This window comes from Izhakiella australiensis (assembly GCF_002006995.1).
Classification (GTDB): Bacteria; Pseudomonadota; Gammaproteobacteria; order Enterobacterales; family Enterobacteriaceae; genus Izhakiella; species Izhakiella australiensis.
Genome location: NZ_MRUL01000017.1, coordinates 48,417 through 74,397 on the forward strand (window position 1 = coordinate 48,417; position 25,981 = coordinate 74,397).

Annotated in this window: 17 protein-coding genes and 2 tRNA genes; 13 read left to right on the plus strand and 6 right to left on the minus strand. The window is 56.4% G+C overall.

Translation table 11 applies throughout. The annotated features are described in order from the left end of the window. The first annotated feature begins 210 nt into the window (after window positions 1-210). The 5 genes from BTJ39_RS19105 (at window position 211) to BTJ39_RS19125 (ending at window position 8,423) form a co-directional block, all read left to right on the plus strand. A tRNA-Lys gene (locus BTJ39_RS19105) sits at window positions 211-286 on the plus strand. A gap of 1 nt (window position 287) precedes the next feature. Further along, window positions 288-362, plus strand: a tRNA-Gly gene (locus BTJ39_RS19110). A 159-nt stretch (window positions 363-521) separates the two neighbouring features. Continuing rightward, complete coding sequence (locus tag BTJ39_RS19115; protein ID WP_078004315.1) at window positions 522-3,491, plus strand: hypothetical protein; 2,970 nt, start codon at window positions 522-524, stop codon at window positions 3,489-3,491. A gap of 135 nt (window positions 3,492-3,626) precedes the next feature. Continuing rightward, entirely contained in the window at window positions 3,627-5,045 is a 1,419-nt protein-coding gene (locus BTJ39_RS19120; RefSeq protein WP_078004316.1) for an HNH endonuclease, read from the plus strand. 186 nt (window positions 5,046-5,231) lie between these two features. Further along, the gene (locus BTJ39_RS19125; protein WP_078004317.1) at window positions 5,232-8,423 is read left to right on the plus strand and encodes an autotransporter family protein; all 3,192 of its coding nucleotides are present in this window, start codon (window positions 5,232-5,234) and stop codon (window positions 8,421-8,423) included. Here BTJ39_RS19125 and BTJ39_RS19130 read toward each other — a convergent pair. Genes BTJ39_RS19130 through BTJ39_RS19150 form a run of 5 tightly spaced genes read right to left on the minus strand, consistent with a single transcriptional unit; the run spans window position 8,420 to window position 14,294 of the window. Further along, window positions 8,420-10,015 carry a rhodanese homology domain-containing protein gene (locus tag BTJ39_RS19130; RefSeq protein WP_078004318.1) on the minus strand — a complete coding sequence of 532 codons (1,596 nt, stop codon included), beginning with the start codon at window positions 10,013-10,015 and terminating at the stop codon, window positions 8,420-8,422. The genes BTJ39_RS19125 and BTJ39_RS19130 overlap by 4 nt on opposite strands. Next, the gene (locus BTJ39_RS19135) at window positions 10,012-10,599 is read right to left on the minus strand and encodes a cysteine dioxygenase family protein (protein WP_078004319.1); all 588 of its coding nucleotides are present in this window, start codon (window positions 10,597-10,599) and stop codon (window positions 10,012-10,014) included. The genes BTJ39_RS19130 and BTJ39_RS19135 overlap by 4 nt, the downstream gene beginning before the upstream one ends. Beyond that, entirely contained in the window at window positions 10,596-11,516 is a 921-nt protein-coding gene (locus tag BTJ39_RS19140; protein WP_078004320.1) for a LysR family transcriptional regulator, read from the minus strand. Before BTJ39_RS19140 ends, BTJ39_RS19135 begins: the two co-directional genes overlap by 4 nt. Window positions 11,517-11,573: 57 nt before the next feature. Further along, the gene (locus BTJ39_RS19145) at window positions 11,574-12,899 is read right to left on the minus strand and encodes an MmgE/PrpD family protein (protein WP_078004321.1); all 1,326 of its coding nucleotides are present in this window, start codon (window positions 12,897-12,899) and stop codon (window positions 11,574-11,576) included. 24 nt (window positions 12,900-12,923) lie between these two features. Further along, window positions 12,924-14,294 (minus strand): MmgE/PrpD family protein, encoded by a 1,371-nt coding sequence (locus BTJ39_RS19150; RefSeq protein WP_078004322.1) that lies wholly within the window; start codon window positions 14,292-14,294, stop codon window positions 12,924-12,926. A 394-nt stretch (window positions 14,295-14,688) separates the two neighbouring features. On the opposite strand from BTJ39_RS19150, the gene BTJ39_RS19155 reads away from it, so the two are divergent. From BTJ39_RS19155 to BTJ39_RS19165, 3 genes are read left to right on the plus strand one after another with little or no spacing between them, the layout of a single operon-like run. Further along, window positions 14,689-15,705, plus strand: coding sequence for a Bug family tripartite tricarboxylate transporter substrate binding protein (locus tag BTJ39_RS19155; RefSeq protein WP_078004323.1), 1,017 nt, complete (start codon window positions 14,689-14,691; stop codon window positions 15,703-15,705). 32 nt (window positions 15,706-15,737) lie between these two features. Further along, entirely contained in the window at window positions 15,738-16,172 is a 435-nt protein-coding gene (locus tag BTJ39_RS19160) for a tripartite tricarboxylate transporter TctB family protein (protein ID WP_176110377.1), read from the plus strand. Window positions 16,173-16,183: 11 nt separating this feature from the next. Further along, window positions 16,184-17,734, plus strand: a complete 1,551-nt coding sequence (locus tag BTJ39_RS19165) for a tripartite tricarboxylate transporter permease (RefSeq protein ID WP_078004325.1) — start codon at window positions 16,184-16,186, stop codon at window positions 17,732-17,734. Between the two features lie 39 nt (window positions 17,735-17,773). Here the strand turns inward: BTJ39_RS19165 and BTJ39_RS19170 are convergent, their stop codons facing one another. Then, complete coding sequence (locus BTJ39_RS19170; protein WP_078004326.1) at window positions 17,774-18,709, minus strand: AraC family transcriptional regulator; 936 nt, start codon at window positions 18,707-18,709, stop codon at window positions 17,774-17,776. Between the two features lie 245 nt (window positions 18,710-18,954). Here BTJ39_RS19170 and BTJ39_RS19175 point away from each other — a divergent pair, with 245 nt between their 5' ends. The 5 genes from BTJ39_RS19175 (at window position 18,955) to BTJ39_RS19195 (ending at window position 25,834) form a co-directional block, all read left to right on the plus strand. Continuing rightward, window positions 18,955-19,788: an oxidoreductase gene (locus tag BTJ39_RS19175; protein ID WP_078004327.1), complete on the plus strand. Its 834-nt coding sequence runs from the start codon at window positions 18,955-18,957 to the stop codon at window positions 19,786-19,788. A 474-nt stretch (window positions 19,789-20,262) separates the two neighbouring features. Next, window positions 20,263-21,660 (plus strand): purine-cytosine permease family protein, encoded by a 1,398-nt coding sequence (locus BTJ39_RS19180; protein ID WP_078004328.1) that lies wholly within the window; start codon window positions 20,263-20,265, stop codon window positions 21,658-21,660. Between the two features lie 94 nt (window positions 21,661-21,754). After that, window positions 21,755-23,137: an aspartate aminotransferase family protein gene (locus BTJ39_RS19185; RefSeq protein WP_078004329.1), complete on the plus strand. Its 1,383-nt coding sequence runs from the start codon at window positions 21,755-21,757 to the stop codon at window positions 23,135-23,137. 341 nt (window positions 23,138-23,478) lie between these two features. Further along, window positions 23,479-25,131: an ATP-binding protein gene (locus tag BTJ39_RS19190; RefSeq protein ID WP_078004346.1), complete on the plus strand. Its 1,653-nt coding sequence runs from the start codon at window positions 23,479-23,481 to the stop codon at window positions 25,129-25,131. Then, complete coding sequence (locus tag BTJ39_RS19195) at window positions 25,124-25,834, plus strand: response regulator (RefSeq protein ID WP_078004330.1); 711 nt, start codon at window positions 25,124-25,126, stop codon at window positions 25,832-25,834. Before BTJ39_RS19190 ends, BTJ39_RS19195 begins: the two co-directional genes overlap by 8 nt. Window positions 25,835-25,981 lie beyond the last annotated feature (147 nt).

Consider the following 25,981-nt stretch of genomic DNA (forward strand, 5'->3'; position numbering starts at 1 on the left):
CAGCACACCGCAACGGATTTATCAGCAGCGGCCAGCATTTACCTAATAAATTATATTGCAACTTTTCCCATCCGTCGGCTATAGCGACTGATTGTCCGCCAGCACACAGCATTCTGCCGCAGCCTTGTCCCTGCGATACGGGTTCGACGGCATTATATTGATATTGATCAGACAATTATGCTGAATTCAGGCTATGATAGCCTGCGCAGTGGGTCGTTAGCTCAGTTGGTAGAGCAGTTGACTCTTAATCAATCGGTCACAGGTTCGAATCCTGTACGACTCACCATGCGGTCATCGTATAATGGCTATTACCTCAGCCTTCCAAGCTGATGATGCGGGTTCGATTCCCGCTGACCGCTCCAGCCTTGTCCTGCGCCCGCCGGGTAAGGCATTCGGCACGCCCCCATCCTTGCGCCTGTTTGCCTGACTTAACGTGGCTGATTAAAGCTGCCTGCCATCCTGCCGATAATCCTTAGAATGTTATTTCGCTACGTGACGACCAGGACTAAGGCCACAACCCTATGAGCAACGATCAAAAAAAACCGGCGTCTGGCGACAGTCTGCTGCCAGGTCGCGCGGTCGCCATTGATGATGATAGCGATGGCGCAGCTAAGTCCGACGGCGCGAAGCGCAGCGTTTCCCAGCGCCTTGCCGACCTGCAAAATCAGAAAGAAATTAACCATATTGAAAAAGAAGAGCGTGAGGCTGCGCAAAGTAAACGCGCACAGGAAAAAGAGGCCGCCGACCGTCGCTCTCAGCTGCTGAATGCGGTGCGCGTCAGTACGCCAGATATCAGCCATCCGCTGTTCGACAAGATGAAAACCCTGGCTTATCAGGATCGTGGCTTCAGCAGCCGCGATGCGGTAGAGCTGCTGAAAGTGGCCAACGTCAGCCTGAAAGAAGCCCATGATTTTTTCGATCTTAATCCGGCACAGCGTGAGGATTTACTCGATCGTATTGGATTTTATCGCGGTATTGTTATCGACCAGAGCCTGTCTAACCCGGTTGAGCCGGGATTCCGGGAAGTGCTTAAACGCCCCGATATGGCCGACAACGAGCAGCAAGCGCCGCAGACCGAAGCGGCAAGCGTGCTTTATCGCCGCCCGAACTTTTCTGGCTATTTTGAAAACCACTTTACCAGCGATGAATCCGTTCATCAGATGCAAAAAAATGGCATCACTAATCTCAGCTTTTCACTCGCGGTATCGGCGGGCGGGCTGGTCAAAGCGGGCGGCGTTGGCATCAGCGCGAGTACCAGCCAGCTGGAGAACAGCAGCAGCGGCGCCATTGGTAAAACCATTTACACCACCGCTAATTTCTTTCTGCCGCAGATTGAGTTGTCGTTTGATGATGCCGCGCCCTGCGCTAACGATAAATTTATGCACGCCTGCGCCCACGCACTGACGCTGCAGGTTGCAGATAACAACCCCAATGATGCGACTATTAGCGCCGCGCGCTTCAGAGCGCTGAAAAAAGTGCTGGATACCTTCGGCCACTTTGTTGCCAGCCAGACCCTGATCGGCGGTCGCCTGTATGCCACCGAAGAGAAAGTTTTCGTCGCCGGCGAAAAGGAATCTGATATCACCTCGCGCTTTGCCGGCGCGGTTAAAGCCAGCCTGGCGACCCCCTCCGTCGGCGCTGAAATCTCAGCCAGCAGGGAGGTATCAACCCAGAATGCCACCAGCCAGAAGAACGCAAATGAGAGTCAAAAGCTGACTTTCCAGGCGGTCGGCGGCGAAGGCGCCGTGGTGCAAAATGCCGCGTTGTGGGCTGAGTCGCTGTATGACTACCGCCGCTGGTCAGTGGTTCAACGCGAAAATCTGATCCCGACGATTGATCTGCTGCCGCAGACTCTGAGCGAGGATGCATGGGCGCTACTGGCTAAATACGCCGCTAATGCCACTAAAAGGCAGCTGCTGCATGAAGATAACGCCGCCTTTTTGTTCTATGGCGCCTACGGCGACAAAGTAGGCAGCCTTGCCAGCGAAGTCTATTTCACGATTGAGAACGTGGCGCGGCCTGCGGCGATATCTTTATCATCATTTCCACCACGTCAAAACGACGCGACAATTCTTTCGCGTCCGGCGCTTTCCCATGCTCAGCTCTGGCGGCTATCGGCCGAAGGTCATCTGGTGAGTTATATCACCGTGCAACCCGGCGCCACGGGCAAACGCCAGAACATTGCCTTTGCCCTCAGCGTCGATCGCTCCGAGGGAGACAACACAGATAGCTATCCGGTGGTGGTTAAACAGCTCGGTCGCGCAGACCATCAGCGCTGGAACTGCTCCGACGCCGGAGAAATTACCTGCGTCGGCTTCGCCAGTGATTATCTGCTGATTGCCGAAAGCGCAGAAAAACTGGTGCTGGCGAAACGCGCCGGCAAGGCGCCGCTCAGCCTGCTGTGGAGTTTTCATGAATACAGCGTGGAAGAAATCGCCGCGCTGAAACCACCGGCGGTGGCCGATACCCTCGTTAAGTTTCTTTGCGCCAATAGCAAAATGGTGCTGTCGATTCTTGAAGGCGCCGGTAAAGACCACCTGCAGCAAGGAACCAGCTATACGGTATGCGCGCAGAAAGATATTAACGGCCTGCACCAGCTGTGGCGAATTGGCGCCGATGGCGATATTAAATCGCTGCTGCAAACCGACGCTTCCGCGGATATTTATCTGTCAACGTCCGGCGAAGCGGCCGATCCTCGCCTGGTCGCCAGCTCTTATGATAACTGGCGCCATCAGCGCTGGAAGAGCAACTTCAATGACCATTTATCTCCCGCATCCGGTCCCTTTTTTAATGCGAAAGCCACCATCAAACGGCGCGATTTTTGTAATGCGATTGAAATGACAGAAGACGTCAGCGCAGCCGACGTCATTTGGAAGCAGGTAGTGACAGCGGTAAATCCGCCGATCCAGACTTATGAGAGCCGCACGCTGACGGGGAATGTTCATACCGAAGACGTGTTTACCGTTGATTCCCGTCCGCTGGTGGTCAACGGCACCCTGACCTCGCTACAGCTTTTCGTAACCGACCGCAAAATGTATAACTTTATGGGCCTCGGCGCGGGCGAAGGCTATGCGCTGCAAATGCATATTACCGCCGATCTGGCCGCCGGCGGCAATCATGTATCCAGCCATATTGGCGCCGCGCCCAATGCTTCTAACCAGCTGTTTTCGGAATACGCGCCGGTTTATATCGACGAGGATTTCCTCTACCTGCCGGACTGGCCGATCTACGCCATTCGCCTGTCGATTGAGGGCGATGTACGCAAAGTGCTGACATTCAGTTACCAGGAGCATGATAAGGGACCGTGGATAAGCAGCGGCAACGGTTCACAGGCCAAATCTCAGGTGCCGACAGAAGATCTGGCGGTTGCCTGCGAGCCAATTATTCGCAAAGCCTTAGCGGCGGGCGAAACGCTGATCGGCATCGGTCTGCATTACGACAGCAGCAAGCAGCTGCTGGCGCCGAAAATGCTGGTCAGTAAACCGGTGTAACATCGGGGCGGCGTCACCGGCAGCGGCGTGCGTGGAAAAATCTCGCGCCCGTCCGTCGGGGACAGGGGTTAATCACTTCAGGTCACAGGGCCGCTGGCTGCCGCTGTCGGCTCGCTAAGAAACGTGAGAAAAACAATGAGAGCGTTTTTGGACTACAGCTTTAATCACAATCCCTTTGATATTAGCGGTAATAAAAACATCAAAGGGTTTAGCAGCGCCGAGCGGGAGCACTTTATTCACCGGCTGCCGATCTTTAAGCTCGACGACGTTGCCTTTTTTAAATGCCCTTACTGCAATGAAGATATTCATCCGCGTGCTGCACACGTCGATCATATCATTCCCTATGCGGTTTATGCCCGTTATAAAGTGTTAACCGAGAACGAAAAATCCGTAAAAAAAATACTTGAAGATGCGGAAACCGATGAAAATAACTTTATCCTCTGCTGTCAGAGTTGCAATACCAAAAAAAGCGACACCCTGAATCGCGCGCTGATTATTACCGGACAAGATCACACCAGAAATACGCCGGCAGAGGATAAATTTATTCGGTCAGCGAAAATAATCGATGAAATAAACCATACAATGCCGCCGCATCAGAGTATGTATTGCAAAATAGGCCACTACTGGTCGGGTGGGCGTGACTATACCACCCAGGGCGATATTATGGACTTTCTGACCAGCCAGCGGCTGCATTTTAAGTCTTATGAAGATAAACGTCCGCTTTATCCGCTTGAGGCAGTGAGCTGGCTGGCTGAATTTGTTTCAGTAAAGGTCAATATTGATTATACCTACAGCCTGCGCGTCTCCACGCGCAGCTACAAATATGACGATCGCGACAGCTTGTACGACATCACCATGCTTGCCGACAGCGCGCCTGAAATCCACAGTCAGATGATTGAAAACGTGGCGTTAAAAGTTAATTTCCCCTCTCAAAGCCGGTTAAAAAGGCTGATAGAAACCGAGCAGGAGATACAGAAAAGAGACAAACGCATCAGCACCGATGGCGAAATACCGCTAAGCGGTATGGCGCTACGCATTCATCTCGGCGAACAGCAGGTCATGTCGGAACCCCAAAAAGGCTATCTCGCCCTTGGCTGCTACTATTGCCTGGGTATTTATCCGGAAAGCGCCTTCCATCTCGATCATATTAAGCCATCCAGCCTGAATGAAGTGCAATATCACGATGGCAATAATCTGCTGGCGGTATGTCTCGGCTGCAATACTAAAAAACAACATAAAAAGCTTAGCCTGCGTTTGCTGGAAGAATTAATCGAAGAAAGAAAGAGCTGGAGCAAATATCTTATCGGCATTGAATCCGCGCAAAACCTGGGATTTTCATCACAAATATCTGCCGATGAATATGCCGCTTACGGACAGGTTAAAGTGTTACATCATCATTTTTCCGGCACCGATCTTTCTTATTTAGATAAGGTTATTCCCAAGCTGGATGAATGGATGGAGGCAATACGTAATGGCCGTCAGGCAACCGCCGTCTCCTTCACCTACCGCCCGCCGACCATTGAAATTGAAGATCCGGATGATCAGACAACCTGATAACAAGACGCCATTGGCTGGCCTGCCCCGACGCAGAATTAGCTCAGCCCGCGACAAAAAACATCTATAGGTGGAAATAGCCGTTTATTCGCAGGTTATAGCCGCATTGCGCTTAGCCGTCGCGTGATAAAATCATTTAAAATAACCTATCCCGCTGATTATAAATATATTTAGGGTGAATTCATCGTGCCTCTGCTAAACCCGTGGAAAGCGGCAGCCAGCTTCATTACCGCCGCCGCCATATTTTCGCTATTCGCCGCTGCGCCCGCGCAGGCAATGTCCGCCGCCTGTAGCGCGCTGAATAATGCCAGCCCTTTGAGTTCGGGATTATTACGCTATCAGCCGTCAGACTTTGAAAGCGGCGAGAGCCTGACGGTATCTTCCAGCGATACCGGTTTAGGCTTTAATGGCAACCCCACAACCGCCGATAGCGTTATTCTTGCCGGTAACGGCGGCTTTCCCAGCTATAGCAGACACACCAGCGACACATCCCATGCCGGCAGCTTTATGTTGCAGGCCACCAGCGCGCAGCTGACCGCTAACGGGCTTTATTTTAAAGTGAGCACGTCTAATGGCTATATCAGTCCGGTCACCGTCAGCTGCACCTCGGCGTCGACGCCGCCGGCCGCCTCCACGGATGCCAGCCTGAGCAACCTTACGGTTAGCGCCGGCCCTCTGTCCCCCTCTTTTTCCGCCGGCAGAACCAGCTACAGCCTCAACGTCGCCAACAACATCAGCAGCTTGCAGGTGACGCCGGTGGCGACCGACAGCGGCGCCAGCATCACCGTTAACGGTACGCCGGTCATCTCCGGTTCTCCGTCGCCCAGCGTTCCTCTGGCCGAAGGCAGCAATACCCTTTCAGTGGTCGTCATGGCGGCAGACGGCGCCACGACCACCAGCTACAGCATCAACGCGATCCGCGCCGGCCAGCTCCCCACCGCCGGTCCGGTAGCTGCTAACGTAATGATAAACAGCAGTAATAATCCGATTACTCTGGCGCTTTCCGGCGCCAGCGCCACCTCCGTTGCCATCGCCACCCTGCCAGCCCACGGCAGCGTGACGGTCGATAACTTACAGATAATCTATACCCCCACGCCCGGCTATTCCGGTAGCGACAGCTTTAGCTATAACGCCAGCAACAACGCGGGGACCTCGGCGGATGCCAGCGTAACCATAACGATTGACGCGCCGACCCTTAGCCTTACGCCAACAGCGGGAACCCTGACGCCCGCCACGCTGGGCAGCGTCTGGACGCAGACCTTCACCGCCTCCGGCGGCAGCGGCCCCTACACTTACAGCGCCAGCGGGCTGCCTCCCGGACTCTCGCTGAATCCCGCCAGCGGTGAGGTTTCCGGCTCGCCGGTTAGCGCAGGGACTTATACTTTCCAGATAACCGCCACCGACAGCGCCAGCTATAGCGTCAACGCTAGCTATACACTGGTGGTTAACGCTCTGCCGCCCTCAGCCGCACCGGTGAGTGAAGTGATTGCAACCGACAGCAGCGATAACCTGATTACCCTGCCGCTGTCCGGAGGAGAAGCGACCTCGGTTGCCGTGGTACAGCCGCCCTCACACGGCACGGCAACCGCCGTCGGGTTAAAAATCCGCTATACGCCGCTGCGTGGCTACGCCGGCAGCGACAGCTTTACCTACACCGCCACCAACAACTTTGGCACCACCCAGGAAGCCACGGTTACGCTGACGGTTAATCCGGCAGTCCTGACGCTCTCTCCGGCGGCAGGCGCGTTACCGCGCGCCACGGTCGGCACGGCATACAGCCAGACCTTCAGCGTTTCCGGCGGCAGCGCGCCTTACAGCTGGCATCTGAGCGGCAACCTGCCGGATGGCCTGACGTTCGCGGATGGCGAGCTGAAAGGCACGCCGCTGGCCGCCGCATCGGTAGCCTTTACCTTACAGGCCACCGATGCCAACGGCGCTAGCGCGCAGTCCACCTGGCAGCTGGAAATTAACGCTGCCGCGCCGGTCGCCGTGGATCATGCCGCTTCGCTTTACGCCGGGCAATCGGTGAAAATTAACCTGTCGGCAGGGGCGACCGGCGGCGCATTTACCGGCGCCAGGCTGTTAGACCAGCCGGCATCGTCGGTAGGAACGGCGGAAGTTGAGTCGGCGGGCAGCGATTATAACCTGGTATTTAAAGCCGCGCCGCAGGCCAGCGGCACGACAGCGCTGCGCTATGTGCTGCTCGCTAACGGCGGCGCCTCACAGCCTGCGCAGGTGAGCATCACCATAGCCGCCAGGCCGGACCCGTCAAAAGATGCCGACGTCATCGGCATGATCAGCGCGCAGCTACGCGCAGCGCAAAACTTTGCTCAGGCGCAGATCCGCAATTTCAGCGATCGCCTGACACAATTACACAACGGCATGGACAGTACCTCGAATTTAGACGGTATCCATTTTGCGCTGCCAACCTCGCACCAGCAACGCACCACCGATAATGATCGTCCCGGCGACGGATTGCAGCAGTACAATCAGCTGGCCGACGCGCCACCACCACCGCCCTCCCCGTTTGGTCCGACCGCCGCCGCCAATAGCCGGCTCGCATACTGGACCGGCGGTTACGTTGACTTTGGTTCCGATAAAGACAATTCGGTTCGCTTTAGCCATACGCTGGTGGGGATCAGTACCGGTGCCGATTATCGCCTGACGCCAGACTTTACCGCAGGTATGGGGATTGGGTTTGGCCGCGATGTCAGCGATATTGGCGATAACGGGACGCGCAACAATGGCCGTTCTATCAGCTCCGCGCTGTACAGCAGCTATCATCCTGACGCGTTTTTTGTCGACAGCCTGCTGGGCTACAGCCGGCTGGATTTTGACAGCCGGCGCTACGTCAGCGAAACCGGCGCTTATGCTCGCGGCGAACGCAGCGGCCGCCAGCTGTTCGGCGCGGTTATTTCAGGCTACGATTTCCGGACGCCGAGCCATGTGGTTTCTCCCTATGTCGGCTTGCAGTTCTACCGCACCTGGCTTGACGGCTATGCAGAAAAAGATGCCGATGCCTTTAACCTGGCGTTTGCACCGCAGGCATTTTCACAATTCACCGCCGTGACCGGTATTCGCGGCCAGTATGGCGTGCCTCTTCACTGGGGGCTGATGCGTTTACAAAGTCGTGTTGAGTACGCGCAGCTGATGAATGATACCGGCTACGCGCGGCTTGGTTATGCCGATACCGGCAATGACAGCTGGAATATGAAGCTGAGCGACATGAGTAAAAGCACCCTGTCGCTCGGCGTCGGCGTCGATTTCCTGCTAGCCCATGGCATTACGCCAGGCATTGCCTGGCAAGGCATGCTGGGGCTGGATAACAACAACTCACGTTCGCAAAGTATCCTACTGCGGGTTAACGTCGCGTTTTAATCAGACCCCAGTACAAAGAAACCATGGGTGCCGTCGCGCTCAAGCTGAGCGACTAACCCATATTCCCAGTCAAGATAGGCCTGCATCGCCTGCAGGCTATTATCAAGCCCTTCATAAGGGCGACGATAGCGATCCTGGCGCGCTATCAGCAGCCCTTCCTCGCCTGTCTGGCGGGGATAACCGGCGCTGAACCACGCGGAGTCGCCGCCGCTCAGCACGTATACCGGTTTATCCGTCAGGCTGGCAACGTCCTGCCATGCAAAGCGGGCAAGCAGGCTGCTGCCGCAGGTCACGACGTAGCGCTCCGCCGCTGGCAGCAGCGAGGGATCGGCCAGCAGTGCCGCGCGCGTAAGCCATGCGGCGCCGGGAATATGCTGCTGTACGAAGCTCGCGCTGGCGGTAAAATCGATTATCCGGGTTCCGCCTTGCTGCAACCAGTCAGCCAGTTCCTGAATCGCGACCTCCTCCAGACCGGACGGCGCCACGGCGCGGGGCTTCCACTGCCCGGTTTCGCTCAATGCCGTCGGGCTTAGCCCGTCGAGTACCGCCACTTCCCAGCCCATTTGCGCCAGCCAGCTGGCGGTCATGTCGGCGCGCACGCCTTCATTATCAACCAGCACCAACCGCGCGCCGCGCACGCTGGCGTAGTGATCGGTTTCCTGCACCAGCTGACCGCCGGGAACCGGGCGGCTGGCGGGCAGATGCCCGGCTTCATATTCCGCCGGATCGCGTACGTCAAACAGATAGCTGGTGCGGGTTTCATCCTGTTGCCATCTCGCCAGGGTGGCGACATCAATACGCGCCACGCCAGCGCGATCCGCCAGACGTCGGGCAGCGAGGCGCGCCAGCTGACGCCCATCGTCGCTTAGCGCGCCGTAGCGACGCGACTGCCCGTGTTCAAGGGGCTGACCGGCCAGCGTCCAGCCGATAGTGCCGTTGCGCAGTGCGTAGACCGGATTGCTTATGCCGGTATTAATCAACGACTGGGTGCCAATAATGCTGCGCGTGCGTCCGGCGCAGTTGACGATAACCGTTGTCTGCGCTGAAGGCGCCAGGTCTTTTATTCTTAAGGCCAGTTCACCGCCCGGTACGCTGATGGCGCCGGGAATCGACATGGTCTGATATTCATCAAAGCGACGGCTATCCAGCACCACCACGTCCTGCTTGCCCTTAAGCAGCGCATCAACCTCTTCAGCCGTTAGCGAAGGCGTAGGGTTTCGACTGTCGACCAGCTCGCCAAACGCTTTAGAGGGCGAATTAACGTCAATAAACAGCTCGCCGCCAGCCTGTCGCCAACCGTCCAGATTGCCTTCCAGCAGGGCTACATCGCTATAGCCCAGCTGCTGTAGCCTGTGCGCGGCAAGCTGGGTTAGGCCTTCGCCGTTATCGTACAAGGTTACCGGCGCGCTCAGGCGCGGCACGCGATCGCCAATTTCAATTTCCAGGCGGGAAAAGGCGATATTGGCAGCAAACAGCGGATGACCGCTGGCGAACTGTGCTTCGTCGCGCAGATCGATCAGCGCCACTTCCTGCCCCTGACGCAGCGCCTGCAAAATGGTCTGCGCCGAACGTGATGAAAATGCTGTGCTCATTTTGAAAAATCCCAAATATTAGGCAAGTGGTGGTTGTCGTAGCCGGAAATAAACGGCTTCTGTTCACCGTCTGGCCGGTAGACGGCGCGCTTTATGCCGCCGATATTGCCGCCATACACATGAATGCTGATCGAGGTCCGATCGGCAAAGGCATTGCTGACTTTGTGAATATCGCCGACCTGCGGCGAAACCGCCTCGACGCTACCGGCCTCCAGCCGCACCGGCGCGCCGTGAAGATGTAATCCGTCCGAATTTTGCCGGTAGTTCTGCGATATTTCCGCGCCGCGTAGCACGCCGATCAACCCCCAGACCCGGTGATCGTGTACCGGCGTGGTCTGACCCGGCCCCCAGACGAAGCTCACCACCGAAAAGCGCTGCTGCGCATCGGCATGCAGCAGATACTGCTGATAACGTTCAGGGTCCGGCCGGGTAAATTCAGCGTCCAGCCAGTCATCACGCGCGATCAGGGTTTGCAGTAGAGTTGTGCCCTGCGCCAGTATCTGTTCCTCCTCGCGGGTACGGTCGAGCAGGCAGGCCAGGTCGTTAACGAACTGACGTAATGGCTGGTACAAAGATATGCTCATAATCCGGCTCCATTCAGGTGTGCAGAAGCGCCCCCGCGAAACTCAGCGGCCAGCTGGTTACCAAACAGCGTCATTGCCGCCTGCTGGCTTGCCGTCAGCGAGGGATGAACCAGCCACAGCTGGGTATGCGGTTTAAAATCACGCAGCGACAGCACGGAAAGGGGAAAACGCTGCCGCGCCTTTTTCACCACCGAAAGCGGCATAATGCCAAGTCCGCGTCCCTCGGCGATAAACGCCAGCTGCAGCGCGCTGCCCTGCACCTCGGCATTCAGCCGCAGGGGAACCCCACGATCCTCCAGCGCGCGCATCACCGAGGCGCGGAATCCACATCCGTCCGGGTTCAACACCCAGCCGTATTGCGCAGACTCGGCGAGGGTTTTTGGCTTGCGGGCGGCATCGGCGGCGACGACGATCGCCAGCTCGACGTCACCCAGCGAGCTGGCATGTAATATTCCGGAAAAATGCTGGCTGGCAGGAAAAAGCAGCAGCGCGGCGTCCAGCGCCCGCTGTTGCAGCTGGCGCAGCAAATCCCGTCCCCAGCCGCTGCGGATTTGCGGTTTCAGGTCGGGATAGCGCTGCTGCAATCGGGAGAGCGCGCCAAGCACGCCGCCGTCGGAAAGGACGTAAGGCAGGCCGATGTTCAGCGCACCGTGCGGCAAGTTATCGCTGGCGACCTGATGCTGGAGGTTTCGCACCTCCTGCGCAATACGCAGACACTGGCGATAAACCTGCAGGCCAACGCTGGTCGGCGTCAGCGGTTTGGTTTGCCGGTCAAGCAGGGTCACGTTCAGCGCCTGTTCAAGATTTTGTACCCGCCGGGTGACCGCCGGCTGCGTCAGGCCGAGGTGCGCGGCGGCCTGCTGCGTGGACTGCAATTCCACCAGCGCAATAAAAGCCTGCATATCGTCAAGTTTCATAGCATTTCCGTTCAGAGTAAGTCGCCGGGCTTTTTCAGCGCCTGACGTGGCCGCTCATCAGTACAGCTCGCCGCGACTGAGACGCTGATAAAATTCAGCGGCGGCCGCTTCGCCGATAGCCAGTGCCGCACAGTGCAGAAACTTTGCCTGATTCTCCGCCGCCGGCAGCGGGTTGTCATAAGATGCGCCAATCGCACTGTGAATAAAGGTGCTCAGATGGCGGCCATCGCGGGTGGTAATCACCACCTCTGCGCCGCCGGCGTTATCAGACTGATAGGGCTCCAGGCTCACGGTTTGCATCAGCGCGCGCGTCGACGCGCGGGAGAAACGCGCCTCGTCAATAAAATCCGCCAGCACCAGCTCGCCCTCTTCCAGCGCGCGGGCAACGCAGTAATGCAGGCTGAACTTTGCCGCCAGCGGCGTGGCGGGCGCAGCCACGTTAATATGCGGAAAGCGGATCGGATGCACGCCAACGCGAATGCTGGCGATATCCTCCGGCTTGAGGTCATGCTGTTGCCGCAGCGCTAAGATGCCGTCGATCGGCGGCAGAATGGCGTAGCAGCAGGGAAAGCGCTTTTGCTTAATGCCCCGGGTTCTGTCCAGCAAAACCGGATCGCCCTCCCAGGGCGCGGTAAGCAGTGCGATATCGTAATTATCCGCGCCGCTGTTGAACACGTTGAGATAGCCGTGATGATGCTCAAAGGCCTGCGCGCCGGCGGTGAAACCCTGCTGTGCCAGCTTAACGGCAATCAGCGCATTGCGATTAGCATGTCCGACGATCAGCGGCTTGGTTTCACTACCGAAGTTGGCCTTAATGCCACAGGAAAATGAGGTGGCGATGGAAAGCGCCACCGCCGTTTGCGCCTCGCTGAGCGCCAGCAGCGCGGCACAGGCGGCAACGGCGGCAAACAGGCCAAGGGACGTGGTCGGATGCCAGCCGTGGGTGTACTGATAGCGGCCAACCGCATCCCCAAGCCGTGAAGCGGCTTCAAAGCCGGTAATATAGGCCTTAATCACCTGTTCCTGCGGCGCCTGCGTTTCATCAGCCAGCGCCAGCAAGGCGGGAAGTATCGCCACCGAGGTATGGCCATACAACCGCGAGTTGGAATCATCAAAATCAAGCATATGGGCCGCCATGCCATTCAGCAGCGCGGCATCCGGGGCGTTGAGGCGTAAATCACCGCCAAAAACGCGGCTGCTGCCGGCGGCGGCATAGGGTTCAATCACCTGGCGCAGCTTAAGGGCGCCGGGCTGTACGCTGCCCGCCAGCATGACCCCCAGCGTGTCAGTAAGCGCATAGCGGGCGCGCTCAACGGCTTCAGCGGCCAGCGGGCGGCGATAGAAATGGTGGATATTTCGCGCAAATTGCAAAGCGATTGTCATGGTGTTTTCCCGGATGTTGGCGTTTTAACGCGGCCCGGCCAGCAGGCCGCTAAGGGTATTCAGGGCGCCCGGCTGTTCGAAGCCCAGCGCCGTATCAAACAGCGTCTCGCTGTTACGCTCGCCAATCACCGGCCTTGTCAGCCGGGAGAACTTTTCGTGCAGTTCATCAAGCGTCAGGGGATTGAGCGGATGACCGCGCACGATTTTGGTTTCACCGCGCAGCTGTTCGCCATTGGTAAACCCGATATCGATAATCGCCGCGTGAGGCGCCTGACCTTCAATTGCCTCGACGCTAACTTTTTCCAGCAGCGCGCTGGCGGCGGGATCGGCGGTTTTTTCATCAGTAAAATCCTGATCGCCGAGCTGATAGCCGCTCAGCGCCAGCGCAATGCAGTGCTGCACGCTGAACTTGGTTTCCAGCGGCGTCTGCGGATGGGGATTCCCGGCGTTAACTAAACACATGGGATGTACGCGTGCGTGAATACGCGCAATCTGCCGCCCGTTAAGCTGGTTGAAAAGGCCGCGCGCCGTTTCAATCGAGGCGTGGGTGGCGCGGCAGCTGGCATACAGCTTATAGCCGTTAGACGCGATCGCCCAGCCAGCGTCAAAATCCAGCGGAGGCACGTTGGTTTCACCGCTCTGGATAAACGATTTCAGCCAGCCGGCTGGCTCATAAAAGTGCGGGGCGGCAATAAAGCCGGACTTCGCCAGCTCAGCGGCCATAATGCCATCCATCGCCGCTTTGCCGGCGTGAAACGGCTTACCGTGCGTGCCGGATGATTTCATTAATCCGCCCATCATGGTTGCCGCCGCCCCCAGCGCATTGGCCGCCTCTGACTCATCAAGCGCCAGCAGCGATGACGCCGCCGCCGCCGCGCCAGCCCGTCCGACGATCGCCGTTGGATGAAACCCCCGCCGCTGTAAATTTCTGCCGACGCCGTGAAAATCGCCGCCGCCCAGCCTGGCCATAACTTCATAGCCGGTGATAAAAGCCCGCAGCACCTGCTGTTCTGTCGCCAGCAACGATTGACCCAGCGCCAGCGCCGTTGACCAGCAGGGGCCGCTGGGGTGACCGGCTCCGGCCGGATGGGTATCGTCAAAATCCGCGGCGTGCGCCATCGTGCCGTTAACCAGCGCCGCCAGTGCCGGCGTAGTTTGACCGCCGAGAATTATCTGCGCCCTGCCCGCTGCCTGCCAGCCCAGCGCTACCTGACGTACCGCTTTCACTACCGGTGCGCGGTGCGCGCCGATAGAGACGCCCAGCCAGTCAACCAGCGCGCGTTTGGCTTCCATCAGCACGGCGGGGGGCAGCGGTTGTACGCGCATTTGCTGAATAAAGCGGGTTAATTCGCCTGACCTTTGGTGGGCAGCCGCTGGAGCCAGAGTCGCAGACATCGCCTCTCCTTAATTAAATGGTGAAATAACAGCAATTGCTGGCATATAAATAAAAGAAAAATTCCCCTCAGCGCCGGGCGTTATCGCCAACGCAGCGGCGGCTTATTGCCGAAAACTAATATGAATTAACGGGATAATAATCCGCAAAAATATAAAAAAGTCTTATTAAATTTTCAGCTTTGCAAATGAGTAAAATAAATAACGCGCGGATAAAAAAGCAGAATGCCAGCAATTTTCTGTGCTTAGCGATTATTACAGTTACGCATATTACCTTATACGTAAAATGCATTTAATTTATTTAATTTACGGTGATAGCGTCTTCAGGCAGCTATCCATTTTTAAGATAAAACCCGTAACAGCCCTTTAGCGTGCCTTGAGTGAAAAAGGAAACAGAATGAAAAAAAGTGCGTTTCGCGCCGGCACCTTACGCTGGCGGTTATTATTACCGCTGATAACCTCAGCGCTATTTTCCGCCGCGACGGTTGCCGCAGACGACAGTGCGTGGCGACCGCAACGTCCGGTACAAATTATCGTTGGCGTCGGTCCCGGCGGCTCGATGGATCGCACCGCAAGAATGGTCAGCGACGGGCTGAAAAGCGCGAAATTAGTTCCCGCCGCAAGTGAAGTGGTCAATCGTCCTGGCGGGGGTCACGCCCTGGCGCTGAGTTATTTGCAAAGTCAGCCTGCCGATGGCGAAAGTATTCAGGTTGTTAATAGCCCATTTGTCACCAATAAACTGCTGGGGCGTAGTCCGATCGATTACAAAAAATTCACCCCGCTCGGTCTGCTGTTTAGCGAAAACTTTCTGTTTGCCGTGCGCAGCGACTCGCCGATTAAAGACGGTAAAGATTTAATTGCCAGACTGAAAAAGGATCCGGCTAGCGTCTCCTTCTCGGTTTCCAGCGGACTTGGCACGTTAAACTACGCAGCCGCCATGGAGCTGGCTCGCGCCGCAGGCGCGGATATCCATAAAATAAAGGCGCTTAGCTTTAACTCCGCCGCAGAAGGGGTCACCGCGACGCTGGGGGGCCATGTTGACGTGGTGATCACCACCGTTTCCAGCGTGGTGCCTTTCTACCAGGCGCACCGCATGCGGGTATTAGCCTCCACCACCGAACAACGCCTGGGCGGCGCGCTGGCGGAGGTACCAACATGGCGCGAACAGGGCGTGGATATCGTGACCAGCGGCTGGCGCATCGTCGTTGGCCCGCCGAGATTAAAACCGGAACAGGTGCGCTTCTGGGAGTCTGCGCTGCAGCAGATCACCTCAACGCCGGAATGGCGCGCGCAGCTTAAGCAGGAATATATCGATCCCGGCTATGGCGACCATACTGCGGCCAGCAAGGCGATCGATGACAGCGCCCGTCGTCTGAGCGCACTGTATAAATCGCTGGGTATTATAAAATCATGAAAAATAACGCCGCCAGCGCAGGATCTTCCGCTGTGAGTTACCTGCTGGCGTTAGCTGGCATCATCATTACGACCATTTACTACTGGGGAATCCAGGCGATTCCCCAGCTGAGTATGGGCGATCCGCTCGGGCCGCGTGCGTTTCCGCAATTACTCTGCATTGCCATGCTGTTTAGTTGCCTGCTGCTACTGCTGGAAGGGCGTAAAAAAATGGCGTCGCGCCCGGCCCTTTCCGGCTCGTTCACGCCGGTGCTGGCGGCACTGGTGGTCATTGCGCTCTATTTCATCGGCTTTAAACCGCTAGGCTACGTGGTCGATACCACCCTGTTTTTACTGCTAACGATGGGCTGGTGCCATCCGAAGCGGCGACAGGCGGTGACGGTCGCCATCCTCTTTCCGATCGCCAGCTGGTATCTGTTTCGCGAGCTGCTGGACGTTCCCCTGCCCGGCGGGCTGCTCTTTTCCTGAATGAGGCAATCATGGATTCGTGGTTACAAATATTACATGGCTTCAGCATCGCTTTTCAGCCAGAGAACCTGATGTATATTCTGATCGGCTGCCTGCTGGGCACCGCCGTGGGCGTCTTGCCAGGATTAGGCCCGACGGCGGGCATTGCCCTGATGATGCCGATCACCTTCGGGCTGGAGCCAGGCGGCGCGCTGATCATGCTGTGTGGCCTTTATTACGGCACCATGTATGGCGGTTCGACGGCATCCATACTGATCAACACCCCAGGCGAATCCTCGTCGGTCATGACCGCGCTCGACGGCTACCAGATGGCGCGCCAGGGCCGGGGCGGGGCGGCGCTGGCGGTGTCGGCCCTTGGCTCCTTTATTGCCGGGACTATCGCCGTCGTGCTGCTGAGCTTCTTCGCCGGACCTTTCTCTGCCTTCGCGCTGAAAATCGGCCCGATAGAGTTTGCAGCGCTGTTGCTGTTTTCCCTTAGCGCGGTAGCGTCGCTCAGCGGTAAATCCGTCGCGCGCGGGCTGTTTTCCATGGTGCTGGGGCTGATTATCGCCACTATCGGCATCGACTTACAAAGCGGGATGCCGCGCTTTACCGGCGGTATTGCCGAGTTACAGGGCGGCATTCCCTTTATGGTGGCGTCAGTCGGCATGTTTGCCATATCAGAAGTGTTAATTAACTTTGAACGCCATCTGAAAGGCAGCGAGCCTGTGCAGCCGATTAAAGGGTCGCTGTGGTTAACCAGGCAGGAGTGGCGGCGCTCGCGTATGCCGATTCTGCGCGGAACCTTCCTGGGGTTTGCTAAAGGCATCCTGCCAGGGGGCGGCGCCACTATTGCCACGGTGCTGTCTTACAGTATGGAGCGGTCGCTTAGCAAACAGCCGGAACGGTTCGGTAAAGGGATGATTGAAGGCGTTGCCGGACCGGAAGCCGCCAATAACGCCGCCGTGGGCGGTCATATGGTTCCGCTATTGACGCTGGGGATCCCCAGCAGCAGCTCTTCGGCCCTGCTGCTCGGCGCCTTCGTGATGTTCGGCATTCAGCCAGGCCCGCTATTGATGCAGGAGCATCCGCAAATGGTCTGGGGGCTGATCGACAGCATGTACGTCGGCAACCTGGTGCTGCTGATCCTTAACCTGCCGCTGGTCTTTTTGTTTATCCGCCTGTTATATATTCCGACTGGCATGCTGCTGCCGGGGATTGTGACCATTGCCAGCATTGGCGTCTGGTCGATTCAGTCCAGCGCCTTTGATCTCTATCTGGTCCTCGGCTTTGGCATTCTGGGCTATGTGCTGCGCAAGATCGATGTGCCGCTGGCGCCGATGGTGCTGGCACTGGTGCTGGGCAATAACCTTGAGCAGTCGTTTCGCCAGTCATTAACCCTGTCCGGCGGTGATATGCGGGTATTTTTCACCAGCCCGATTGCCCTGACGTTTCTTATCTTAACCCTACTGTCGCTGGTGCTGAGCCTCGGCATTCCCCTCTGGCGCACCCGCCGTCGCGAGCAGGCGCAGCGTCAGTCTCAGTCAATTGATGAACGCTCAGCCCTCAGCCAGCAGGACTAGCACGCGAAAAACCATAAAGCGGCGTAACGCCGTTTTATTTCAATGTGAAGAAACAAACCCGGAAGCAACTGAGGCTGCCGGCAGGGCAAAGTTGCGCCGCATACGCGCAACCTCATTGACCGGCGTCAGGCCAAACAGGCGTTTAAATTCGCGATTGAACTGCGAAACGCTTTCATAGCCGACCTGCGCGCTGGCGGCAGAAGCGGTAAGGTCGTTGCGCAGCATCAACAGCCTGGCCTGATGCAGGCGGGTAGTCTTGAGGTATTGCATCGGCGAGGTGTCTGTTACGCTTTTGAAGTGGCTGTGAAAAGTTGGCAGGCTCATTCCGGCCTCTTTTGCCAACGCGGCCACATCCAGATGGGCGTCATACTCAGCGTGGAGTTTTTTCAGCGCCCTGGCGACCTTGCCAAACTGGCCCTGCAGGCTAAGCGCAGCGCGCAGCTCATGACCCTGGGCGCCGGTCAGCACCCGGTAATAAAGTTCGCGCAGCATCGCCTGTCCCAGCATCTCAGCGTCCAGCGGCGCGGCCATCACCTGTAAAAAACGCAGCACTGAACGGCTCATCGCATCATCCATTGGGCTGGAGACCATACTCTTTGGCGCCGCTGTCGCTATCCCGCTTTCCCCCAGCTGCAACATCAGTTCCGCCGCCATGCTGAAATCCAGCCGGATATAGATTGCCAGCATCGGCTCGGCGTCGCTGGCGTCGGTTTCCATCGTAAACGGCACCGGAACCGACACGGCCAGATAGTGCCGGGCATCATATAAATAGACTTCATCGCCCCAAAACCCGCGCTTTCTGCCCTGCACCACGATAACGATCCCCGGTTCATACAGCACCGGCGTGCGCATCAGCGGGCGATTAGATCGCAAAAAGCGCACATCTGCCAGCGGCGTCAGGTTATAGCCTTCCCGCGGCGCCAGCTGATGCAAAAGCGCCACCATCTGGCTGGCAATCACTGACGATGTATCCATTACAAGCCCCTGCAAACAGTGGTTAACGCGGTCGAACGGCCGCATTTCACGAAGCCCGCCAGGGCGCACAACAACGTTGATGTTTGCCGTTAACAGGGCCGCTGGCTAAGCGATCTGAGTGTGACATCTGCGGCGAAATGCGTCCAGATGGCTCATAGGAACAGGCAAAGATTACAGAGGAACCGGGCTACTGATTTTTTGCTCTTCCCCCTATCCTGCCCCTGTAACTTAGCGAGGGGAATTAAATGAAATCTGACAAACTGTTTTTTATTAGCGGCGTCAGCAGCGGCTTCGGACGCGCGCTGGCGCAGGAGGCTCTGAAAGCCGGCCACCGCGTCGCGGGTACGCTGCGCAATCAGCAGGCGAAAGAGGAATTCGAAGCGCTGGCGCCGGGTCGCAGCGTCGCTTATCTCTTTGACCTGACCGATTTTGCCAGTGCCGCCTCACTGGTCGAAAGAGTTGAGCGGGAGGTGGGGGCGGTCGATGTGCTGGTTAACAACGCGGGTTACGGTCACGAAGGCATCATGGAAGAGTCGCCGCTTGAGGATGCGCTGCGCCAGTTCGACGTCAACGTTTTCGGCACGCTGGCGCTCATCAAAGCCTTTCTGCCGTACTTTCGCACCCGTCGCGCCGGACATATTCTGAATATCACCTCAATGGGCGGCTTCATTACCCTGCCCGGCATTAGCTATTATTGCGGCAGCAAGTTTGCCTTGCAGGGCATATCCGAGACCCTGAGCAAAGAGCTAAAGCCGTTTAACATCGCGGTGACCGCCATTCAACCGGGATCGTTTCGTACCGACTGGGCCGGGCGTTCGATGGTGCGATCGCCGCGCAGCATCAGCGATTACGATTTGAGCTTCGGGCCGATTCGTGAAACGCGCGAGAAACGCAGCGGACATCAGCCCGGCGACCCGCTAAAAGCCGCGCGCGCGATGTTACAGCTCATTGATAGCCCGCAGCCGCCGGAATTTCTGCTGCTGGGCAGCGACGCCCTCACCCTGGTCAGAGAAAAGCTGCAGCAGATGGCCGCTGACATTGACGCCTGGGAAACCCTCAGCCGCTCAACTGACGGCTAGCAACCGCCAGTAAACAAAGCGCCGCCGCAGGCAAGCGCTCACGCCTTACCGCGCGGCGATATTTAACATATAAATAACCATTATCTTAAAGTGTTAACAGACGCACGAATTCGCACCGTTCTCAGCCAGCGTAACCGGCCAGATAGTGAGCGGACGATCACCCTCAGGAAAGACTATCCACCTTCATATCGCATCACAACCAGCATTATTATCTAATAATATTCTCAATGGCAGTTGCACGGAAAGATAAAAACACCAAAACAAGCACATAAAACCATAAAAACTGGGAGGTGAATTTTATCGCCGTGTAAATAGATTTTTTTTATACGCCTTAGCAATATTTTTATTAATTTATAAAACACAACAGAATTGCAACATTGACAGTCGTAATGTGGCGATGACGAGCTAAGGGAAGCACTCCTCATTGGAATAAATAACCTAAACGTTTGTGGATTAGGAAAATGAGAGAGCATCATGACTAAACATCAACCCGTTCCTGTTGAGAATCTTGAAAGCAATACTATTCGTCCGATCCCTTTAAACATGCGCCATGGTAAGGCCAGCGATTTATTCACCATCTGGTTTGGTTCCAATATCATGCTGCTCACGGTTATTACCGGTGCGATGTCAGTCTCAATTTTCCATCTGTCTTTCCTGTGGGCAATGCTGGCGCTTTTTATCGGTAGCCTGATTGGCGGGCTATTTATGGCGCTGCATTCGGCGCAGGGTCCGAAGCTTGGCGTGCCCCAAATGGTGCAGACCAAAGGCCAGTTTGGCTCCTATGGATCGGTGTTAGTTATCTCTATCGTGGTGCTGATGTACATCGGCTTTACCGCATCCAGTCTGGTATTAGGCGGCCAGTCAATACACGCGATTTATCGTCCGCTGAATTCAGATATCGGCATTATTGTTGTTGGTATGCTGAGCCTGTTCGCCACGATTTTCGGCTATAAAATTATTCACTCCTACGCCAGAATCATGTCGTGGATATCTGGCATTATTCTGGCCGCCACCTTTATATGGATTATCTTTGTCCACGGACTGCCGGCGGACTTTTTCCAGCGCGGCGAGCTTAACCGCGTGGGCTTTCTCGGCGCAGTGTCTATCGCCGCGCTCTGGCAGCTGGCATATGCCCCTTACGTCTCTGATTACTCGAGGTATATGCCTTATAACACCAACGATCGCAGCGTCTTCTACGCCAGCTATTCCGGCTGCATTCTGGGATCGTACCTTCCTATGCTGCTCGGCGTGCTGGTCGCCAGCTGCATTAGCGGCGATGACATTATCGGCGGAATAATGACGCTGACCGGCAGCTTTGGCGCGATCGTTATTATCGCCTTTGCCCTCGGCATCGCGGCAACGAACTCGATGATGCTGTACTGCGGCGTGCTCTGCACGTTAACGCTGGGACAAACCTTTATTGACGGATGGTCACCCAAAGCGCGCGCCCGCATTATAACGGCCATTTTCACCATGATGCTGGAAATAACCCTCGCCATTTATGGTCAGGAGAACTTCCTCGTTATTTACACCAACTTTATCACCATCCTGCTCTATGTCCTGGTGCCGTGGACGGCAATAAACCTCGTCGATTATTACCTGGTGGCCCATGGCGAATATAACGTCGCGTCTTTCTTCAAAAAAGATGGCGGGGAGTATGGCTATTTTAATATGACGGCCATTTTCTGCTATGCGCTGGGCATTATGGTTGAGGTTCCCTTTATGTCTACCTCGATTTATACCGGCCCGGTTGCCATTTCATTCGGCGGTGCCGACCTGTCATGGATTATAGGATTGGTCATCGTCTCTCCGGTTTATTATTACCTGTCTAAAATGAAGTCCGTAAAAAGCGCGGCATTAAGCAAGACCTAAACTGCCGGTAGCATCCCGGTCTTTATGACCTGTTCATAACGGTTACCGACCAGAAAACAAGCCACGATGAGTGCTTATAATCAGGAATATGACAATGCAAAATTCAATTAACGGTCAACGCAGTACCCAGGACTATCAGCAGGCCGATGCCGCCCACCATATTCACGCCTTTTTAGATCAGAAAGCGTTAAACGCGGAAGGCGCGCGGGTGATCGTGCGTGGCGACAGGCTGAACCTGTGGGATAACGAAGGCAAACGCTACCTTGATGGCATGTCCGGCTTGTGGTGTACCCAGCTCGGCTATGGCAGAGCGGACCTGGCGCAAGCGGCGGCGGCGCAGTTTGCCAAGCTGCCTTATTACAATATGTTTTTCCATACCACGCACCCGCCGGTTATCGAACTATCCGAGCTGCTGTTCAGCCTCCTGCCGGCCCACTACAGCCACGTGATTTATACCAATTCCGGCTCTGAAACGAACGAAGTGCTTATCAGGACAGTCCGCAAATTCTGGCAGGTTGAGGGCAAGCCCGATAAAAAGATCATGATTGGTCGCTGGAATGGTTATCACGGTTCGACGCTGGCAGCCTCCGCGCTGGGCGGCATGAAATTCATGCATGAGATGGGCGGGGTGATCCCGGACGTTGCCCACATTGAGGAGCCCTACTGGTACGCGAAGGGCGGCGACCTTTCTCCGGCAGAGTTTGGCTTACAGTGCGCGCGGCAGCTGGAAGATAAAATCCTGGAACTTGGCGCAGATCGCGTGGCCGGATTTATTGCGGAGCCTTTCCAGGGCGCCGGCGGCATGATATTTCCCCCGGAAAGCTACTGGCCAGAGATTCAGCGCATTTGTCGCAAGTACGATGTTTTACTCTGCGCCGATGAGGTGATCGGCGGCTTTGGCCGCACCGGCGAATGGTTTGCCCACCAGCACTTTGGCTTCGAGCCGGATACCCTGTCGCTCGCCAAAGGACTGACCTCAGGCTACGTGCCGATGGGCGGGCTGGTGCTCAGTAAACGCATCGCTAACGCGCTGGTTGAGCGCGGCGGCCTCTTTGCCCACGGTTTGACCTACTCCGGCCACCCCGTTGCCGCCGCGGTGGCGATTGCGAATATCCAGGCGATTCAAAATGAGGCGCTGGTGCCGCAGGTAAAAAACGACAGCGGACCCTATCTGCAAAGCCTGCTGCGCGAGGTTTTTAGCCAGCATCCGCTGGTCGGCGAGATCCAGGGGGCGGGTCTGGTCGCGGCCCTGCAGTTCACCGAAGATAAAACCACGCGAAAACGCTTCGCCAATGAAAACGAGCTGGCGTGGCGCTGTCGCACCCTTGGCTTTGAGGAAGGCGTCATCATCCGCTCAACCCTGGGACGCATGATCATGGCCCCGGCGCTGATCGCTAACCGCAGCGAGCTGGAAGAGCTGGTGGAGAAAACCCAAAAGGCCGTGGATCGCACGGCGCGCGAAATTGGCGTTCTGTAATCCGGCGGCCCGCAGTTCACGGTAAACCGCCGTCCGATTCGCCGCCGCAGCCGCGCTGCTGGCGGCATCCCGCAGGGGGTAAACCTTGTCAGCTGCGCGCGGCGTCGATTTCTTCTTGCCGTTATCATCGGGGGCGGGCTTGCATCGCTGATGCGTAGCGGGCAGATAATATTTCCCCTCTGCTGAAGGTTTGCTAGCGCCATTGCATCCCGATGCGCCACCCGCCGATGTCCCCGGGAGCGTAGCCAGCTCACAACTCTGCGATTGCCGGCGCACAGCATCATTATCACATGGTAGGCTGCTCAGATAATTATTCACGCTGGTTTTCTGCTGCAGGTGATATGACGCTCAGATTGCCTTTTCAGGTAAAGCTATTTTTATCTCTGGTGGTATTTTCGTCCCTGCTGCTGGCGCTGCTGGGCATTATCCTGTTCCATTTTATGGAAAGGCAGCTCCATCACGATCTGGGCCAGCGCGCACGGGTTCAGGCCAGTGAAATCGCCTTAATGCCGGGTCTGGCCGAGAGGGTTGCGGCACGGGATATTCCCGGTATTGCCCATTTAATTCAGCCGCTGCGCGATCAAAGCGATGCCAGTTATATTGTCATTGGCGACGTGCAGGAGCAGCATTTATATCACTCAGAATCACCCGAACGTCTTAATCTGCCAATGATAGGCGGTGATAACGCTGAAGTCCTGCAGGGCAAAACCATTATTTCCGTGCGTCAGGGCGGGATCGGCGTTTCATTACGGAGTAAAGCAGCAATCTTTGATGCTCAGCACCGGGTTATCGGCATCGTCTCGGTCGGCTATCTTACTTCCTATATTGCCAATATTAACGCCCGCATTCTCTGGCAGGCTGGTTTATATGGCCTGGCATTATTGCTGCTGCTGTTTATTTTCTCATGGACCTTTACCCGCAACGTTAAAAAACAGATGTTCCGGCTGGAGCCAAAAGCTATCGCGCTGCTGGTTCTGCAACAAAAAGCCCTGCTCGAAGCCATGTATGAAGGCGTTTTTGCCGTTAACGAAGAGAAACAGCTGATTTTAATTAATCGCGCGGCAAGAGAGCTGCTGGATATTCGTCAGGATGAGAAACAGCTGATCGGCAAACCGCTGGTGGAAGTGATGCAAACGCCGCCGGGATTCTTTGCTTTGAACGAGGCGCCGGATAATAGCGGCCGCCACGATATGATCGCCGTGCTTAATCAGCGGCAGGTCATTGTTAACCGGGTAGCCATTGAGCTGGAACCGGGTAGCGAAAGCGGCTGGGTATTTAGCTTTCGCGATAAAAACGATATCAATACCCTCAGCAGTCAGCTGAGCCAGGTTAAGCATTACGCAGACAATCTGCGCATTATGCGCCACGAGCAGCTGAACTGGACCGCAACCCTCGTCGGCCTGCTGCAAATGCAGCATTATGACGATGCGATGCGTTACATTCAGGCGCAGTCGGAAGGCGCGCAGAAAGTGCTGGATTTTGTCTCGGCGCATTTCACCTCGCCGACGCTGTGCGGGCTGCTTCTGGGAAAATACGTCAGCGCGCGGGAAAAAGGCATTGAGCTGATGTTTGATCCCGCCTGCCGCCTGACCAGGCTGCCACCCGGCATCAACGAAACCGAACTGATGTCGGTCATTGGCAACCTGCTGGATAACGCCGTGGATGCCACGCTGAAAGCCCTGCCCGCCAGCGCGTCGGTGGAAGTGTATATTTCAGACCGTAACCAGGAGCTGCTGATCGAAGTTGCCGATCGGGGCTGCGGCGTCGATGACGCAATGAAATCACATATCTTCGAACAGGGCTTCACCAGTAAACCGGCGAACGACGACGAAATAGCCGGCTCAGCGCACGGTATCGGCCTGTATCTGGTGGCAGGCTACGTTAGCCAGGCTGGCGGCAGCATCGAAGTAACCGACAACCGGCCGCAAGGCACCATTTTTTCGGTGTTTATCCCCTACGCGACTGCAATTTCATCAGGGCAAAAGCATGACTAACACCCAGGCGCTTGATGTTGTCATTGTGGAAGATGAACCGCATCTTGCCGAGCTGCACCGTGAATTTATTGAGCAAAATTTTCATCTGCGCGTGGTTGGCATTGCCACCACGCTGGAGCAGGCCCGCACGCTGATTCGCCAGCATCAGCCGCGGCTGGTGCTGCTTGATAACTATTTGCCGGATGGTCAGGGCGTTGAGCTTATCGCCAGCCCGCTGCTGAAAAGCTTTGAGTGCTCGGTGATTTTTATTACCGCCGCCAGCGATATGCAAACCTGTAGCCTTGCGATGCGCAGCGGCGCGTTCGACTACCTGATTAAGCCGGTATTTTTCCATCGCCTGCAGGCTTCGCTACAGCGCTTTATGCTGCTGATGCACGCCATGCGCCAGGTAAAGGTGGTTGATCAACACGCCCTCGATCGGCTGTTTAATCTGCCCGCTGGCGAAAAACCGCTGACGCCGTCCAGCAAAGGGATCGAGCCCAACACGCTGGAGCGCGTCCAGCGCTTTTTTGCCAATAATCCGCAGGTTAACTGGTCAGTCGATCAAATCGTAGAAGAAGTTGGCATCAGCAAAACCACGGGCCGCCGCTATCTGGAATACTGCGTGGAAACCGGTTTTATCAGCGTCGAAATGCTTTACGGAAATATCGGCCATCCGCGGCGGCTGTATCGTAAAACAACCGAAGGAAACGATCCGTCGTAAAACCGACCACCGCCCGCTGCGTTTTCGTAGTTTTAATGGTGTTAATTGCCGAAAAAAGGCCGACAATCACACTTCGGCAAGATGACATCTGCTGCCCTATTGTCTGCGAAAAGCCATCGGTTATGTTGACCCTTAGTTCCGTAAATG

Coding starts and splice junctions, on each gene's coding strand:
- BTJ39_RS19115 (WP_078004315.1), top strand. CDS start 522: ATGAGCAACGATCAAAAAAAACCGGCGTCTGGCGACAGTCTGCTGCCA.
- BTJ39_RS19120 (WP_078004316.1), top strand. CDS start 3,627: ATGAGAGCGTTTTTGGACTACAGCTTTAATCACAATCCCTTTGATATT.
- BTJ39_RS19130 (WP_078004318.1), bottom strand. CDS start 10,015: ATGAGCACAGCATTTTCATCACGTTCGGCGCAGACCATTTTGCAGGCG.
- BTJ39_RS19135 (WP_078004319.1), bottom strand. CDS start 10,599: ATGAGCATATCTTTGTACCAGCCATTACGTCAGTTCGTTAACGACCTG.
- BTJ39_RS19140 (WP_078004320.1), bottom strand. CDS start 11,516: ATGAAACTTGACGATATGCAGGCTTTTATTGCGCTGGTGGAATTGCAG.
- BTJ39_RS19145 (WP_078004321.1), bottom strand. CDS start 12,899: ATGACAATCGCTTTGCAATTTGCGCGAAATATCCACCATTTCTATCGC.
- BTJ39_RS19150 (WP_078004322.1), bottom strand. CDS start 14,294: ATGTCTGCGACTCTGGCTCCAGCGGCTGCCCACCAAAGGTCAGGCGAA.
- BTJ39_RS19155 (WP_078004323.1), top strand. CDS start 14,689: ATGAAAAAAAGTGCGTTTCGCGCCGGCACCTTACGCTGGCGGTTATTA.
- BTJ39_RS19165 (WP_078004325.1), top strand. CDS start 16,184: ATGGATTCGTGGTTACAAATATTACATGGCTTCAGCATCGCTTTTCAG.
- BTJ39_RS19170 (WP_078004326.1), bottom strand. CDS start 18,709: ATGGATACATCGTCAGTGATTGCCAGCCAGATGGTGGCGCTTTTGCAT.
- BTJ39_RS19175 (WP_078004327.1), top strand. CDS start 18,955: ATGAAATCTGACAAACTGTTTTTTATTAGCGGCGTCAGCAGCGGCTTC.
- BTJ39_RS19180 (WP_078004328.1), top strand. CDS start 20,263: ATGACTAAACATCAACCCGTTCCTGTTGAGAATCTTGAAAGCAATACT.
- BTJ39_RS19185 (WP_078004329.1), top strand. CDS start 21,755: ATGCAAAATTCAATTAACGGTCAACGCAGTACCCAGGACTATCAGCAG.
- BTJ39_RS19190 (WP_078004346.1), top strand. CDS start 23,479: ATGACGCTCAGATTGCCTTTTCAGGTAAAGCTATTTTTATCTCTGGTG.
- BTJ39_RS19195 (WP_078004330.1), top strand. CDS start 25,124: ATGACTAACACCCAGGCGCTTGATGTTGTCATTGTGGAAGATGAACCG.